At 69.4% G+C, this 12792-nt stretch carries 10 protein-coding genes; 2 read left to right on the forward strand and 8 right to left on the reverse strand.

Features of this window, described 5'->3' with window-relative positions; translation table 11 throughout:
- Positions 1-116: 116 nt before the first annotated feature.
- From ACIOTO_RS01720 to ACIOTO_RS01750, 7 genes are all read right to left on the reverse strand, one after another.
- On the reverse strand, positions 117-1931 hold the full coding sequence (locus ACIOTO_RS01720; protein WP_400856131.1) for an ABC transporter ATP-binding protein: 1815 nt from the start codon (positions 1929-1931) through the stop codon (positions 117-119).
- On the reverse strand, positions 1928-3859 hold the full coding sequence (locus tag ACIOTO_RS01725) for an ABC transporter ATP-binding protein (protein ID WP_400856132.1): 1932 nt from the start codon (positions 3857-3859) through the stop codon (positions 1928-1930). Before ACIOTO_RS01725 ends, ACIOTO_RS01720 begins: the two co-directional genes overlap by 4 nt.
- A 361-nt stretch (positions 3860-4220) precedes the next feature.
- Positions 4221-4718 carry a methylated-DNA--[protein]-cysteine S-methyltransferase gene (locus ACIOTO_RS01730; protein WP_400856134.1) on the reverse strand — a complete coding sequence of 166 codons (498 nt, stop codon included), beginning with the start codon at positions 4716-4718 and terminating at the stop codon, positions 4221-4223.
- Complete coding sequence (locus ACIOTO_RS01735) at positions 4715-6235, reverse strand: AlkA N-terminal domain-containing protein (RefSeq protein WP_400856135.1); 1521 nt, start codon at positions 6233-6235, stop codon at positions 4715-4717. The genes ACIOTO_RS01730 and ACIOTO_RS01735 overlap by 4 nt, the downstream gene beginning before the upstream one ends.
- Positions 6236-6417: 182 nt before the next feature.
- A complete protein-coding gene (purH, locus tag ACIOTO_RS01740) occupies positions 6418-8025 on the reverse strand; it encodes a bifunctional phosphoribosylaminoimidazolecarboxamide formyltransferase/IMP cyclohydrolase (protein WP_029262300.1) in 1608 nt (535 codons plus the stop codon).
- 35 nt (positions 8026-8060) lie between these two features.
- On the reverse strand, positions 8061-8648 hold the full coding sequence (gene purN / locus ACIOTO_RS01745; protein ID WP_400856137.1) for a phosphoribosylglycinamide formyltransferase: 588 nt from the start codon (positions 8646-8648) through the stop codon (positions 8061-8063).
- Between the two features lie 66 nt (positions 8649-8714).
- Complete coding sequence (locus tag ACIOTO_RS01750) at positions 8715-10106, reverse strand: DUF6350 family protein (protein ID WP_400856139.1); 1392 nt, start codon at positions 10104-10106, stop codon at positions 8715-8717.
- A 90-nt stretch (positions 10107-10196) separates the two neighbouring features.
- Between ACIOTO_RS01750 and ACIOTO_RS01755 the strand changes: the two genes are divergently transcribed.
- On the forward strand, positions 10197-11672 hold the full coding sequence (locus ACIOTO_RS01755; protein ID WP_400856141.1) for an NCS2 family permease: 1476 nt from the start codon (positions 10197-10199) through the stop codon (positions 11670-11672).
- A gap of 53 nt (positions 11673-11725) precedes the next feature.
- Here ACIOTO_RS01755 and ACIOTO_RS01760 read toward each other — a convergent pair whose 3' ends face one another.
- Positions 11726-12130 (reverse strand): VOC family protein, encoded by a 405-nt coding sequence (locus tag ACIOTO_RS01760; RefSeq protein ID WP_400856143.1) that lies wholly within the window; start codon positions 12128-12130, stop codon positions 11726-11728.
- Positions 12131-12204: 74 nt separating this feature from the next.
- Between ACIOTO_RS01760 and ACIOTO_RS01765 the strand changes: the two genes are divergently transcribed.
- Positions 12205-12783, forward strand: coding sequence for a TetR/AcrR family transcriptional regulator (locus tag ACIOTO_RS01765; RefSeq protein ID WP_400856144.1), 579 nt, complete (start codon positions 12205-12207; stop codon positions 12781-12783).
- Positions 12784-12792: the final 9 nt, after the last annotated feature.

Below are 12792 nucleotides of genomic sequence, written 5' to 3' on the forward strand. Positions count from 1 at the left end.
GATGCTACCCAGGCGCGGCGACGGACGGATCCCCCGTGCCGTACTCCCGACGCCGATCCCCACCGCTGCGAGCACGGGGAGGTCCCGCGCCCGCAGAGGTGAGGTCATCGGCGTCATCAGACCAGTGTCTCCTGCCAGGCCGCGTGCAGCTGGGCGAACTTGCCGGTACCGCCGATGAGCGCGGCCGGAGTGTCGTCCTCGATGATCTGCCCGTGCTCCATCACCAGCACCCGGTCCGCGATCGCGACCGTCGACAGGCGGTGCGCGATGATGATCGCGGTGCGGTCCTTGAGCAGGGTCTGCAGCGCATCCTGGATCAACCGCTCCGACGGGATGTCGAGCGATGCCGTGGCCTCGTCGAGGATCAGCACCGCGGGGTCCGCGAGGAACGCCCTGGCGAACGAGATGAGCTGACGCTGACCGGCCGAGACCCGTCCACCGCGCTTGTTCACGTCGGTGCCGTAGCCGTCGGGCAGGGACGAGATGAACTCGTCCGCTCCCACCGCACGCGCGGCGGCCCTGATCTCGTCGAGCGACGCATCCGGCTTGCCGAGGGCGATGTTGTCGGCGACGGTGCCACTGAACAGGTAGGCCTCCTGCGTGACCATGACGATCGCGCGGCGGAGGTCCTTCGGGTGCAGCGAGCGGAGGTCGACGTCGTCGAGAGTGACCCGCCCCTGGGAGGGGTCGTAGAACCGCGAGATGAGCTTGGCCAGCGTGGACTTGCCCGCACCGGTCGTGCCCACCAGGGCGATCGTCTCACCGGCGGGGATGTCGAGCGAGAAGTTCGGGAGGATCGTCTTCTCGCCGTTGTAGCCGAAGGTCACCTCGTCGAACCGGATGTGGCCGCGGGATTCCCACAGGTCGACCGGCTTCTCGGGATCCGGAACGGTCGGCACCTCTTCGAGCACGCCCGACACCTTCTCCAGCGCGGCCGTGGCCGACTGGTAGGAGTTCAGGAACATCGCGATCTCCTGCATCGGAGCGAAGAAGTTGCGCACGTAGAGGACCGCCGACAGCAGCACACCCACGGTGAGCGCGTCCTCGGACACGCGGATGCCGCCCCACAGCACGACGATGCCGAGCACCAGCGCGGCGACGCCCATGAGACCGGGCTCGAACGTGCCGAACAGCAGCATCGAGCGGCGGTTCACATCGCGGTACTCTCCCGCGATCTCCTGGAATGCCTTGTCGTTGCGCGGCTCCTTGCGGAACGCCTTGACGGCGCGGATGCCGGTCATCGTCTCGACGAACTGGACGATCACCTTCGCGCTGATCACACGCGACTCGCGGTAGACCAGCTGCGAGCGCGAGTAGAACCACTTCATCAGGAAGAACAGCGGCACACCGCCGATCGCGAGGATCAGGCCGGACTGCCAGTCCCAGAAGCACAGGGCGATGAAGGTGAAGAGTCCGAAGAGCACGCCCGAGACGAGCTCGTTCAGACCTCCGTCGAGGAGCTCCTTGATGGAATCGAGGTCACTCGTCTGGCGCGAGATGATGCGACCCGACGTGTACGACTCGTGGAACTCCAGGCTCAGGCGCTGGGTGTGCAGGAAGATCCGCTTGCGCAGATCGAGCAGCACGGCCTGCGTCAGCTTGGCGGCGATGATGACGTACCAGGCGATCATCACGGCGGCCAGGATGCCGGCGGCCAAGTAGATGCCGCCGATCATGAAGGTCGGCATCCAGTCGGCCTGGTCGATGGCTGCAGGCAGCGCACGGTCGAGGCCGATGCTGATCAGGATGGGACCGGCGACCTGCAGAGCGGTCGAGATGATCAGTACCGCGGCGGCCAGCACGATCTGCGGCTTCAGCGGGCGCACCAGCGATCCGAGCAGCCGGAGAGACCGACGACGGATCTCCCTGCTCTCCTCGCGGGTGTACTCGGAACGATCCTCGTCCTGGGTTCCGGTGATGGCGGAGCTCATCGCTGCACCTCCTTCTCGGTGATCGGGTCTTCGTCGGCGGCCTCGGCTCTGCGGCCCTCACGGACCTCGTCTTCGACCTCGAGCTGTTCGTCGCGGATGATCGGGATCGCCCCGGTCCGCGCCGCCTCCTCGGCCTCCAGGCTGGAGATCACGTGGCGGTAGTGCCGGCTCGTCTTCAGCAGCTCGGAGTGGGTGCCCACCGCGGTCACGCGGCCGGCTTCGAGCAGCGCGACGCGGTCGGCGAGCGCGACGGTCGAGGGACGGTGCGCCACGATCAGAGCCGTCGTCTCGGCGAGAACATGCCGCAGTGCCTCTTCGACGAGCGCCTCGGTGTCGACGTCGAGCGCCGACAGCGGGTCGTCGAGCACGAGCACCTTCGGCGCCGCCGCCACCGCGCGGGCGAGGGCGAGCCGCTGACGCTGCCCACCGGAGAGGCTGAGCCCCTCCTCGCCGATCACGGTCTCGACGCCGTCGGGCAGCGAGTCCACGAACGACGCCTGCGCGACGTCGAGCGCTTCCCGGAGCACGCGCTCCCCCTCTTCGCTGTGCACGTCGAGGTCGGCACGGCCGAGCAGCACGTTCTCACGCACGGTCGCCGAGAACAGCGTCGCGTCTTCGAACGCCATCGCGATGTGCTGACGCAGTTCGGACAGCGGAAGATCGCGCACATCGACGCCGTCGAGCGTGACCTTGCCGCCCGTCACGTCATACAGGCGGGTGGGCAGCGTCGTGAGCGTGGTCTTGCCGCTGCCGGTGAGACCGACCAGCGCCATGGTCTCGCCGGGGCGGAGGACCAGATCGATGCCGTCGAGCAGATCGCGCTCGTTCGCACCGGCGTCCTGATACCGGAAGTGGGCGTTCACGAACGCGAGCTCGCCGCGAGGGTTCTCGATGTGCACGGGGTTCTCCGGGTCCGTGATGGTGTTGGTCTCGGAGAAGATGTCGAACACGCGGTCGGTCGCCGTGCGGGCGTCGAGCATGAACGAGAACAGGAAACCGATCGACTCGATGGGCCAGCGGAGCACGACGGCCATCGCGAAGAACGCGAACAGCTGTGCCTCGCCGATCTGGTCCACGGAGATCAGCCAGATGCCGGACATCAGGCTGAGGCCGAACGCGATCTGCGGCATCATGTCGAGCCAGAACCAGATCGACGCGATCGCACCGGCCTTGCTCATCTCGGTCTCGCGCAGCGTCTCGGCCTGGCGGCTGAAGCGGCTGAGCGCGTGCTTGCCGCGGCCGAAAGCCTTCAGCACGCGGATGCCGTGCACGCTCTCCTCGACGCTGGTCGCGAGGTCGCCGGCCTGGTCCTGGCTGCGGCGGGTGAGCGCGCCGTAGCGCTTCTCGAAGAGGTAGCCGCGGATCCACAGCGGGATCGCCGTGACCAGGAAGATCGTGCCGAGCAGCCAGTGCCAGCGGAACAGCAGCACCGATCCGATGATGATGGTGAGCACGTTGACGACGAGCAGCACGAGCCCGAAGGCCAGCCAGCGGCGGATGAGGCCGATGTCCTGCATCATGCGGCTGAGCAGCTGACCGGAGCCCCACCTGTCGTGGAAAGACACCGGCAGCGTCTGCAGGCGCGAATACAGCTCGGTGCGCATCTTGTACTCGACCTCGGTCGAGGGGTTGAGCACGAACTGACGACGCAGCCAGACCATCAGCGCCTCGCCGAGCCCCAGCGCGAAGACGGCGAGGGCACCCCAGACGATCGCGGTGAAGTTACCGGAGCGGACCGGTCCGCTGATGATCTGCTCGAGGACGATCGGGATCATCAGGGCGATGATGGCCGCGATGAGCGCGCTGGCAGCACCGCCGGCGAGCCGCCAGATGACGGGCTTCACGAACGGCTTCAGCCGCCACAGTGCGGCCGGAGTGGAAAGGGTGGACGAAGGCGAGGGATTCTGCGCGGAAGGCGAGGAAGACATGTCTCTCAGACGAGTTTCGTATGGAATGCGGTTGCGGAAGGGGACGGATGCGAGAGCGGACTCACAGAGTCCGGCATCCGGTGCAGAAGGGGCGGAGTGGCTCTAGGAGAGCGGGCGCGCCGGGGTCGAGCCGAGAGCTGCGATCCGCGCGGTGGCGATCGTGGTCATGGTGTCCTCCTCAGGGCTCGGCTGTGTCGTCCGGTCGGCGCGACAGCCCACCAGCCTATTGCTGTGAACCAGCTGAACACAAGACGCATTCCCGATTTGTTCGGCGTCTTTCGCGGCAATCCGTGATCAGCCCGCCTTCCGGCACGCCGACGCCGCACCGCCGGGGGTGGGCAGCGCGGCGAGGAGAGGACGTTCAGGCGGCGATGCTCTCGCGCGCGAGCAGGCTCTCCTTCACGTCGAGACCCCAGGCGAAGCCGCCGAGGCTGCCGTCGGTGCGCAGCACGCGGTGACACGGCACGAACAGCGCCGGGGCGTTCCGCGCGCAGATCGAGGCAGCCGCGCGCACGGCGTTCGGGTTGCCGAGCCGTGCCGCGAAGCCGGTGTAGGTGAGCGGGGCACCGGGTTCGATCGCCCGCAGCGCCGACCATCCGGCGAGCTGCAGCACGGTGCCCGACTGCTTCACCGTGACCGTGTCGATCGCGGACAGGTCGCCCGCGTAGAAGGCCAGTGCGGCGTCCCCAGCTTCTGTCTCCGTCTCGCGGAGCTCCTCGGGGCGGTTCGCCGGAGACAGTCGCTCAAGGATCGCCTCGACGTCGGAGGTCCACCCCGACGACAGCACCCGCTGGCGCTCGTCGGCGAGGATCGTGAAGGCCCCGTCCGGGGTCTCGATTGTCTGGATGAGAGCGGTCATGAGGTCTCCTTCGATGTCGTGTCAGCTGTGGTCGCAGCGCGGGCGGTGGATGCCGCGCGCCGGGGCCCCGCCGGTCGCACCGGGGCGGCGCGCCAGAGATGCGCGCTCAGGTAGCTGCGCCAGGGGGCGGTGCGTTCCGCCCAGGCCGTGAGCGGCCGGGCCTCTCCCGGGAGTCCGGAGGCCGCAGCTCCCGCACGCAGCGCGACGTCGCCGGGGAGCAGGATGTCGGGGTCGCCGAGCACCCGCATGCGCACGTAATCGGCCGTCCACGGTCCGATCCCCGGCATGGCGAGGAGGGCCGCGCGCTGCTCGCCACCGTCATCGCCGACCGTCAGGGTCAGCGAGCCGTCGGCGAGGGCCGCGGCGGCGCCCGTGATCGCGCGGATGCGGGCGGCGGGGCCGCGCAGCACCTCGGCGCCGCGCTCGGCGATCGCGGTCATCGTGGGGAAGAGCAGTCCCTGCTCGGTGCGCTCCCCCAGCGCCTCGGTGAGCGCGATGAGCGCCGTGCGGGCGGCGACCACCGTGATCTGCTGCCCGATCATCGCGCGGATGAGCATCTCGTGCGGGTCGGCGGAGCCGGGAACCCGCATGCCGGGCGTGCGGGCGACGAGCGGGGCGAGCTCGGGGTGCGCGGAGAGCGCTTCGTCGATCGCCAGCGGATCGGCGTCGAGGTCGAAGATGCGGCGCACGGTAGCCACCAGCGGCGCCAGATCGCCGAGGCGCGCGACTCGAGCCCGCAGGTGCAGGCGTTCCGACGCATCCTGACTCACCTCGAACCAGGCGGGACCGCCGGCCATCCGCAGATGCCGGGAGAACGACGACGCCGTGGTCTCTTCGACCCCGGGTACGGCGCGTGCCGCCATCCACGTGAAGATGCCGCTCGCGTCGAGCGGACCGCGGTACGGCAGGACGAGGTCGATCGCACCGGGGACCGCGGAGGCCGGCAGGCGTCGACGCGCCCTGAGCTCGCCGGGGGTGAGCCCGAACACCTCGCGGATCGTGTCATTGCACTGGCGGATGCTGGCGAAGCCGGCCGAGAACGCCACATCGGAGATCGGCATGTCCGTGCCGACGAGCAGCATCCGTGCCGTGTGTGCGCGATGCGCCCTGGCGAGGGCGAGCGGTCCGGCACCGAGTTCGGTCGTCAGCAGTCGGGTGAGGTGTCTGCTCGAGTATCCGAGGCGCGCGGCGAGCCCCGGCACCCCCTCGCGCTCGACGACGCCGTCGAAGATGAGGCGCATGGCCCTGGCCGCGACGTCGCCGCGGATGTCCCACGCCGGAGACCCGGGGGCCGCCTCGGGCAGGCAGCGCTTGCACGCGCGGTATCCGGCTTCGTGTGCGGCCGCGCTCGTCGGATAGAACGTCACGTTCTGCCGTTTGGGTGTGCGAGCAGGGCAGCTCGGACGGCAGTAGATCCCGGTCGATCGCACCGCCGTCACGAACTGCCCGTCGAAGCGGGTGTCGCGCGCGCTGATGGCACGGTAGCGCTCGTCGAAGTCGATCACGGGGAAGCTCATACCTCCACCCTGCCACGCACCTCCGACCTCGACTGGCGGAAATCGGACATCACTGTGCGCCTCAAGACCGAACCCCCGAGCTGACACTGAGACCCCGACACAACCACGAGACCCCGGCCTGCAGACGTCGGCAGGCCGGGGTCTCGGCGCGAAGCGGGGGTGTCGGCGCGGACGCCGGCCGCTCAGTGGAAGAAGTGACGCTCTCCGGTGAAGAACATCGTGACGCCGGCCTTGCGAGCCGCGTCCACGACCTCCTCGTCGCGCACCGATCCGCCGGGCTGCACGATCGCGGTGACACCGGCGTCGATCAGCACCTGGGCGCCGTCCGCGAACGGGAAGAAGGCATCCGACGAGGCGACCGAACCGGCAGCCCGGTCGCCGGCGCGCTCGACCGCGAGGCGGCACGAGTCGACGCGGTTGACCTGGCCCATGCCGACGCCGACCGTGGCGTTGTCCTTCGCGAGCACGATGGCGTTCGACTTGACGGCGCGGCAGGCCTTCCACGCGAAGATGAGGTTCTCCATCTCCTCGTCGCTCGGACGCTCGCCCGACACGAGCTCCCAGTTCTTCGCGACGGAACCGATATCGTCGGGGAAGCGGTCGGCGTCCTGCAGCAGCAGTCCGCCCGAGACCAGGCGTACGTCCATGCGCTCCTGCTGCCAGTCCTGCGGCAGCTGCAGCAGTCGCAGGTTCTTCTTCGCCTTGAACACCTCGAGGGCGGCAGGCTCGAACGACGGCGCGACGATGACCTCGGTGAAGATGTCCTTGAGGTTCTCGGCCATCTTCAGGGTCACCGTGCCGTTCGCGGCGATCACCCCGCCGTACGCCGAGACCGGGTCGCACTCGTGCGCGCGCAGGTGGGCGCTGGCGATCGGGTCGAGGGCATTCGGGGCGGTCGTGGCGATGCCGCACGGGTTGGCGTGCTTGATGATCGCGACGGCCGGCTTGACCATGTCGTACGCGGCCCGCAGCGCGGCATCCGCGTCGACGTAGTTGTTGTACGACATCTCCTTGCCCTGCAGCTGCGTGGCCTGGGCGATGCCGTGACCGCCGGCGCGCGTGTAGATCGCGCCGCGCTGGTGCGAGTTCTCGCCGTAGCGGAGGGTCGCGAGGCGCTCGGCCTGGATCGTCAGATGTGCGGGCAGGTCGCCGGGCTCGGTGAGCGTGCCCTCGGCGAACCACTGCGCCACCGCGGTGTCGTAGGCGGCGGTGTGCGCGAATGCGCGGGCCGCGAGCTCGCGGCGCTGCGCAACCGAGGTGCCTCCGGCGGCCACGGCCTCGACGATCGCGGGGTAGGACTGCGGCGACACGACGATCGCGACGTTGGCGTGGTTCTTCGCCGCGGCGCGCACCATGGCGGGTCCGCCGATGTCGATCTGCTCGACCACGTCGTCGCCGACCGCGCCCGAGGCGACGGTCTCGACGAACGGGTACAGGTTCACCACGACGAGCTCGAACGGCGCGATGTCGAGCTCCTCGAGCTGACGCTCGTGCTCCTCGAGGCGCAGGTCGGCCAGCAGGCCGCCGTGGACCTTCGGGTGCAGCGTCTTGACGCGACCGTCGAGCATCTCGGCGACCCCTGTGACGGCCGCGACGTCGGTCACGGTGAAGCCGGCATCGCGGATGGTCGCGGCGGTCGACCCGGTCGAGACGATCTCCACCCCGGCATCGGCGAGAGCCGCAGCGAGGACGAGCAGGTCGGTCTTGTCGCTCACCGAGACGAGCGCGCGCCGGATCGGCACGGTGTCGCGATCGCGGTAGAGCGTGGGGTCGTGGCGGGGGCCGGCCATGATGGGCTCCTTCGTGCGGGGGCGTCGGGTGGGGGTCAGGAAGCAGGCGTGAGGGTGAGCTCGCCGGTGGCGATCCCGCGGACGACATCGATGAGCAGTCGACGTTCGACGGGCTTGATGCGCTCGTGCAGGCTGTGCTCGGTGTCGCCGTCGAGCACGGGCACGCGCTCCTGGGCGAGGATCGGCCCGGTGTCGACGCCGTCATCGACGACGATCACGCTGGCACCGGTCTCGGAGACGCCGGCGGCGAGCGCATCGCGGACGCCGTGCGCTCCGGGGAACTCCGGCAGGAACGCGGGGTGGGTGTTGATGAGGCGCGGTGTGTACCGCGCGACGAGCGACGCGGGCAGCAAACGCATGAGTCCGGAGAGCACGACGAGGTCGGGATTCCAGACCGCGAGCTGGCGTCCGAGCTCGTCACCCCAGGCCTCACGGCTCTCGTGCTCGTGCCACGGCACGGTGAAGCTGGGGATGCCGAACTCCTCGGCGTGGGCCAGCCCGTCGGCTTCGCGGTCGGCACCCACGACGATCACCCTGGCGGGGAAATCGGGATGACGAGCGGCCTCGAGGAGGGCGCGAAGGTTCGAGCCGGTGCCCGAGATGAGAACGGCGACCGTGAGCACGCGCCCAGTCTACCGGGGTGTGCATACTGCTCCCGCCCGGTGTCCGGGGCCGAGCGGACCCCGCCGTCAGTCGCGCGGTTCCGCCGGATCGCGCGGCGGTGCGAGGAACCCGCGCACGTCATCGAGCGGCGCCGTGTCGTCGGCGGCTGACACGTCCGTGAAGGGCACAGCGGACGCCGCGCCGGCGACGACGACAGCATTCGGATCGAGCTCGGTCATCTCGGCGATCCACCGGTCCGTGCGCTCCTCGGCGAGCTCATCACGGTTCCGCGGAGACAGCAGCAGGATGGCCGCCCCGACCAGCACCTCCGCACCGAGCGCGAGGGCGAACGGATAGGCAGCCGGTCCGACGACAGCCAGCCGCCCCGGACCCATCGAGCCGTTCGCGAGGGCGGCTGCGAGCCCGCCGACCCCGGCACTCAGAGCCGCGATGCCGACGGCGATCACCGCACGCTGCAGCATCCCGAGGGGTGTGCCCTCCCACACGAGGCGCGAGCGGACCGCCCAACCGGCGAACGCACCGGCGGCGACGGGGATGAGCACGACGATCAGCATCCAGATCGAGCTGTTCTCCGGCAGCAGCCCGAACACGGGGATGCCGGGGACGACGCCGAGCTGCGTACCCGCGGGCGACACCGCCGTTCCGGCGCCGACGGCGAAGCCGGGACCGGCGAGCCATGCTGCCGTCCACACGAGCATGGTCGGCAGGTAGGCGAGCTGGGCGAGGGTCATCACCGTCGCGCCGAGCGCGTCGACCCTGGCGGCCTGGAACAGCGCCACGACCTCTCCCCCGCGGAGCAGCGTGGCGACGGCCAGGGCGAGGGCGGACGCGCCGACCACTCCGACGAGGGCGAAGGCGGCGCCGCGCACGATCGCCGCCGGAACGGGCGCCCAGTCCTCGCGGGCGTCGAACCAGTCGTGCAGTCGGTCGAGGATGCCGCCGTCACCCTCCTCCCACGCGATGCGCACCGCGCCGCAGAGCACACCGACGAGGTAGACCGCGGCGGGGAGGATGATCGCCGGCGCGAACGGCGTCTGCGCCGCGTCGAGTCGCGCCGTCAGCGCGACACCGGCGGCGATGAGGGTGAACACGGCGGCTCCGGTGAGCGAGCCGAGCAGCCAGGCTCCGGCCTTCGCCGCTCTGCTGCCCGAACGCGCCGCGAAGAGCAGCGTGAACACCAGGAAGGCGAGCGGTGTGATCGACACGACGAAGTTCGCCGCCGCCGGTGGGATCGCGAGTGCGACGAGGAGCGTGTCCGGGATCGTGATCGTCAGCGGAACGCCGTGGCCGAACTCCCAGAGCGTCCCGGTGAGCGGCCAGAGGGCTCCCCAGTCGGCCGTGATCCCGAAGGCGACGGTCCACAGCAGGGTCAACGGCGCGAGCAGCACGACGAGGCCGACCGCCGCGGCGATGGCGGCGTCGAAGGCGGCGAGGAGCGCGACGAGGAGGCGTTGCATAGCGTTTCGAGACTACGACGAGTTGCCGACGAAGCCCTGGGGGCGCGCGTGGGGTCGGCGACACGATAGCGTTTCTCCGGAGGTTTCCCGATGACAACTGCCCCGCCCGCCCCGGCATCCACCGAGCCCAAGAACTCCCTGGACCGCTTCTTCGAGATCAGCAAGCGCGGATCCACGATCGGCACCGAGATCAGAGGGGGTCTGGTGACGTTCGTCACGATGGCCTACATCGTGATCCTGAACCCGATCATCCTCTCCGGCAAGCCCGACGTCGCCGGGAACATGCTCGAGTTCAATGCCGTGGGAGCCGCCACCGCGCTGACCGCCGGTGTGATGACGATCCTGTTCGGACTCGTCACGCGTCTCCCCTTCGGTTTCGCCGCCGGCCTCGGCATCAACGCCTTCGTCGCGTTCTCGGTCGTCGGCCAGGTGACCTGGCCCGAGGCCATGGCACTGGTGATGATCAACGGTGTCGTCATCGTGCTGCTCGCCGCCACCGGACTTCGGAAGGCGATCTTCGACGCCGTGCCGTTCCAGCTGAAGATCGCGATCACGGTCGGCATCGGCCTGTTCATCGCCTTCATCGGCTTCGTCAACTCGGGCTTCGTCACCGCGACCGGCGCCTCGTCGCCGCCGGTGGGCCTCGGCGTCAACGGCTCGGTCGCGACAGTGCCGACACTGCTCTTCGTGATCACGCTCCTGCTCACCGGCATCCTCGTCGCCCTCAAGATCAAGGGCGGCATGCTGATCGGCCTCATCGGCGGCACCGTGCTCGCGGTGATCGTCGAGGCCATCTGGCACATCGGAGCCCGTGGCTTCGACGATGAGGGCAACGTGGTCAACCCGGGCGGCTGGGGACTCACGGTACCCGCACTGAACGGCTCCCCCGTGGGCATTCCCGACCTCAGCCTGATCGGCGCGGTCGACTTCAGCTTCGACCTGAGCAAGGTCAGCCTCGTGGCGATCGTGATGATCGTCTTCACGCTGCTGTTCACGAACTTCTTCGACGCCATGGGCACCATGACCGGTCTCGCGAAGGAGGCCAACCTGGCCGACGACAACGGCGACTTCCCGCGCATCAAGTCCGCGCTGGTCGTCGAGGGTGTCGGTGCGATCGCCGGTGGGGCGACCTCGTCGTCGTCCAGCACGGTCTTCATCGAGTCGGGTGCGGGCATCGGCGAGGGCGCGCGCACGGGACTCGCGAACGTCGTGACCGGCGTCGTGTTCCTGATCGCGATGTTCCTGACCCCGCTCACCTCGATCGTCCCGACCGAGATCGCCGCAGCCGCGCTGATCATCGTCGGAGCCATGATGATGGCGCAGATCCGCTACATCGACTTCAGCGACTTCCGCGTGCTGCTGCCGGTGTTCCTCACCGTCTCGGTCATGCCGCTGACCTACTCGATCGCGAACGGCATCGGCGCGGGCTTCGTGAGCTGGGTGCTCATCCACGCCTTCTCCGGCAAGGCCAAGACCATCAGCCCGCTGCTGTGGGTCGTCGGCGCCGGTTTCCTGATCTTCTTCGCGCGAGGGCCCATCGAGGTGCTCTTCGGCGTCGGGATCTGACCCGAAGCATCACAAGAGGGGCGGATGCTGCGGCATCCGCCCCTCTTTGGTGTTCAGCCCCCGTAGGCGGCGGCGAACTCCGCGGACGGCTCGATCGGCTCGATCACGTCGATCAGCACACCACCGGGAGCCTCGACGATGAAGTGCCGCTGCCCGAAGGCCTCGTCCCGCAGGGGCAGCCGCTCCGGCAGCCCGCGCTCCCCGACCAGCCGCGCGTGTTCGGCTGCGGCATCGGGGACCTCGACGTTGAGCAGCAGTCCGCGCACCGGCTCGCGGAAGCCTTCCGGGATGGTCTCGTGTGTCCGGTCCAGAAGCGCGAGCTCTCCGCCGACGAAGCGCAGGCTCACGTACCAGTCGGCCTCGAACGTCGTCTCGAAGCCGAGTTCCTCGCGGTAGAACTGCGTGGCAGCGGCGACGTCGTCGACCATCAGCACCGGATAGAAGCTCGTGATCTCCATCATCTCTCCTTTTACGTACAGTGTGTTTGTATCCTTCCGTTAGAATACATACACGCCGCACGTAAAGGAACCCCATGCCCCGAGCATCCGCCGCCGACGCCGCTGAGACCGCACGCCGGATCCTCGATGCCGCGACCACGCACTTCGCCGAACAGGGATACGCCACCGCGTCCGTCGACGAGATCGCCCAGGCGGCCGGAGTCACCCGCGGCGCCGTTTACCACCACTACTCGTCGAAGCCGCTGCTCTTCGCGGCGGTCGCTGCGGCACAGCAGGAGGTCGTCGCGGGGGCGATCGTGAAGGCCACTGCCGCGGGCGTTCCGGACGCCGCGCTCCGCGACGGCAGCCACGCGTTCCTCGACGCCATCACCCGAGGAGCGGCTTCGCGCATCCTCCTCGTCGACGGCCCGGCCGTGCTCGGCTGGCAGGAATGGCGAAGGCTGGATGCCGATGGGCCCGAACGGGAGCTGCGCCTGGGACTGCGCGAAGCCGGGGCCGCCCCCGCCGTCCTCGACGCCCTGACCGCGGCGCTGTCCGGAGCGATGAACGAACTCGCGCTCTGGCTCGCCGCGCACCCGGACGATACCGACGCGCGGACGCAGGCCCACACGGCGCTCGACGACATTCTGGACGCGGTGACCCCGCGCACCTGACTCGACGGT

The sequence above is a fragment of the Microbacterium sp. NPDC087592 genome (genome assembly GCF_044743585.1).
Taxonomy (GTDB): domain Bacteria; phylum Actinomycetota; class Actinomycetes; order Actinomycetales; family Microbacteriaceae; genus Microbacterium.

What these genes read in the sequence shown, in the direction of transcription:
- ACIOTO_RS01760 (WP_400856143.1), bottom strand. Translation starts at nt 12,130, where the DNA reads ATGGAGATCACGAGCTTCTATCCGGTGCTGATGGTCGACGACGTCGCC.
- ACIOTO_RS01735 (WP_400856135.1), bottom strand. Translation starts at nt 6,235, where the DNA reads ATGAGCTTCCCCGTGATCGACTTCGACGAGCGCTACCGTGCCATCAGC.
- ACIOTO_RS01725 (WP_400856132.1), bottom strand. Translation starts at nt 3,859, where the DNA reads ATGTCTTCCTCGCCTTCCGCGCAGAATCCCTCGCCTTCGTCCACCCTT.
- purH (WP_029262300.1), bottom strand. Translation starts at nt 8,025, where the DNA reads ATGGCCGGCCCCCGCCACGACCCCACGCTCTACCGCGATCGCGACACC.
- ACIOTO_RS01730 (WP_400856134.1), bottom strand. Translation starts at nt 4,718, where the DNA reads ATGACCGCTCTCATCCAGACAATCGAGACCCCGGACGGGGCCTTCACG.
- ACIOTO_RS01720 (WP_400856131.1), bottom strand. Translation starts at nt 1,931, where the DNA reads ATGAGCTCCGCCATCACCGGAACCCAGGACGAGGATCGTTCCGAGTAC.
- ACIOTO_RS01750 (WP_400856139.1), bottom strand. Translation starts at nt 10,106, where the DNA reads ATGCAACGCCTCCTCGTCGCGCTCCTCGCCGCCTTCGACGCCGCCATC.
- ACIOTO_RS01755 (WP_400856141.1), top strand. Translation starts at nt 10,197, where the DNA reads ATGACAACTGCCCCGCCCGCCCCGGCATCCACCGAGCCCAAGAACTCC.
- ACIOTO_RS01765 (WP_400856144.1), top strand. Translation starts at nt 12,205, where the DNA reads ATGCCCCGAGCATCCGCCGCCGACGCCGCTGAGACCGCACGCCGGATC.